Source organism: Collinsella aerofaciens, assembly GCF_015552075.1.
Taxonomy (GTDB): domain Bacteria; phylum Actinomycetota; class Coriobacteriia; order Coriobacteriales; family Coriobacteriaceae; genus Collinsella; species Collinsella aerofaciens_Y.
Genome location: NZ_JADNDZ010000098.1, coordinates 1 through 2,518 on the forward strand (window position 1 = coordinate 1; position 2,518 = coordinate 2,518).

Annotated in this window: 2 protein-coding genes; one reads left to right on the forward strand and one right to left on the reverse strand. The window is 52.5% G+C overall.

What is annotated here, in order from left to right; all coding sequences use genetic code 11:
- On the reverse strand, window positions 1–1,356 hold a 1,356-nt coding region (locus I2D41_RS07715), incomplete at its 3' end, for a radical SAM/SPASM domain-containing protein (protein WP_195364127.1).
- Window positions 1,357–1,872: 516 nt separating this feature from the next.
- On the opposite strand from I2D41_RS07715, the gene I2D41_RS07720 reads away from it, so the two are divergent.
- A complete protein-coding gene (locus I2D41_RS07720; protein ID WP_055285289.1) occupies window positions 1,873–2,346 on the forward strand; it encodes an FHA domain-containing protein in 474 nt (157 codons plus the stop codon).
- The last annotated feature ends 172 nt before the right edge of the window (window positions 2,347–2,518 follow it).

The window sequence follows — 2,518 nt, forward strand, 5'->3', positions numbered from 1 at the left end:
TTCCGATACAGTAGCTTCTCGTTGTTTTTTCTCCTGCGAAGATGAGTGGCGGGAAATAAGGTCAAAAGCCATCTCGTAGCACATTTTTCTATATTCACATGATGCAGGGTGTAGACTCTTGGGCAAGTAGCCGTGCTCGTCTGCAGCCTCCCAGCTACAGCCCCCACCACAGAAAGACCGAGCCCAACAGTCCGTACAGTCAATTCTTTTTTCGACACCCTGACTCCAGTTTTCAATATACCTAGTTTCGTCAATTCCGGTGACGATGTTGCCCATTTTGAATCGCATCATCCCGACAAACCTGTGACAGGGGTATACGTCCCCTTCGGGAGTCACGGAAATAAAACGCCTGCCAGCCCCGCATCCGACAAAGGCGATCCTGTTGCTCATAATCAAATCAACTGCAGTTTTCAATGTTCTAAACAAGGGCTTTTCCCCTTGATCAATCTGTTTGAGATATTGATCCGCCAAATCTATTAGGCCCGCCCTGATTTTGTTTAATGAGTGTTCGTCGAGTTTGATATTCTCATCGAATGAGCTCACGGGCGAGAAGTAAATCCTTCTGAAGCCCATCTCTTTAAACTGAAGATAGTCTTCAACAAGGTTACAGTTATTATTTGTTAAGGTCGCTCTTGCGCCGAAGGGGAACGACTCGGAAAAACGACGAACGTTTTTGTCGATATCGGAGAAAGAGCCGCCTCCCGTCTTGTACGGGCGCGATGCATCGTGCTTGCATCCTGTACCATCGAGACTAATCAGAACAGAAAACCCGTGCTCCTTGAAAGAATTCACAGCAGTGTCATTCAAAAGCGTTCCGTTGGTCGTAATAGAATAGGTAAAGTTTCTATTGGGGTATATTCTTTTTGAATAGTCGACCGTTTTCCATATCAGCGGCTCGTTAATCATGGGTTCCCCACCAAAAAAGACGATCGCAAGCGTTTCGTTTTCCGATGAACTTGCGACGAGGTAGTCGACCGCCTTGAAGGCTATCTCGTCTGTCATCAGCAGAGGAGACGTTCCATAATCTCCTTTACCGGCAAAACAGTAACTACAACCAAGGTTGCATGCATGTGAAACGTGGAGTTCGATGGATCTAAGTTTTCGAGGCGTGTCTTTTGTTAAGAAAGTCCGCTCAGACAATCGTTGATACTCATCAATGTCGTCTTCAAGTTCTGCTATGGTCGTTTGGTCGTAGCCTTTCGCAGCAAGTGACTTTGTTAGCAACTTCGAGTTGACCGTTCTTCCCGATGCTTCAAATATGCGAAGCGCATCTTCTGATGCTTGGTCAACCTGAAAGCAATTGCGAGTGACCTCATCGAAGCAGTAACGACGATCACTTACTGAGAAAAAATGCATACGTTCCTCAATTTCATGCTGGACTGGCACTAACCTTGCTTATTGTTGCGCAGCTATAAAAAACCACCAGCGGGGATTCGGTGTGCGGCCCAATCGGACTCCCAAAAGGTTCTATTTGAGACTGGCAAGCTTTGTGTTGTTGGCACTTCGACAGCGCTCTTTATTCCAACATGGAGCCTCGCAGTTTGAGTCGACTTGCCTCTGGAAGGTCCGATCTTAACTTGATTTAGGATGAAAACAGATTACAGGCGCGCTCCTCTAGAAAGAAAGGAAACCAATCGCCGCCTTTCACCAGGAAAGTTTTTATAGCCCACCTCGAGCAAAATGAAAGATGCGAGAGCGATTGGGGAACAACGCGAATCTCCCCTTTTGGGTGGGAGCGAGCCTTCAGCCACCGGCGAACGACTCGCCCTGGTCAGAATCTGGAAGTGGTGCCGGGCCGCTTGGGCCTCCCCGGTGACTTCGTGGGGCTTACCTGCCTGACGTCGAGGAGTACATCCGCAAGATTCGTTCCCTATGCCGTTTGCTCTCACGCCCGCCTTAGTTCCAAGTCGGGCGAGCCGCCGCGCTCATGCGACCCGTGGCGGCGACACGTCGACGCCGCGCTCGCTGAGCACATCTTCGGTCGCGGGCGAGCACGAGGTCGCGCCGGCGCATCCGCTGGGACTGCTGTGCGTGCAAAACGGCTACGTGGTGAGCGTCCCGCGCTGGATTCAGCCGAGTGAGGAAGGCGTTGAGATCGGCGCGCTGGCAACGGGGGAGGGCGGCATCACCGACGACGTCTCGGCCCGCCATGCCCATATCTGGTGCGACGAGTCTGGCGCATGGTTTGTCGAGGACCTGTCGTCCACTAACGGCACCGTGGTGGTAAACGGGGCCACGAGTGTGTGTATTCAAGTAGAGCCCGGCCGCTCCGCCCAGCTCAACCCCGGCGACGAGCTCAAACTCGGCGAATCCACCACCTACGCCATCCTGCTCGGCGCCCTCTAGCCGGCAGTTAGGGACGTTCCTTTCCTGCCGGTACTTGGGGACACTCCTTGGCGCGTCAGAGCCAGTCGTCCGGGGATGGAGGGACCATTCTGGCCTTTGGCGGTCACCCGAGGTAAACGGTTGATTTCCGATCTCAGCCGAACACATTAGGCGGACAGGCCGTTCCCGCAGC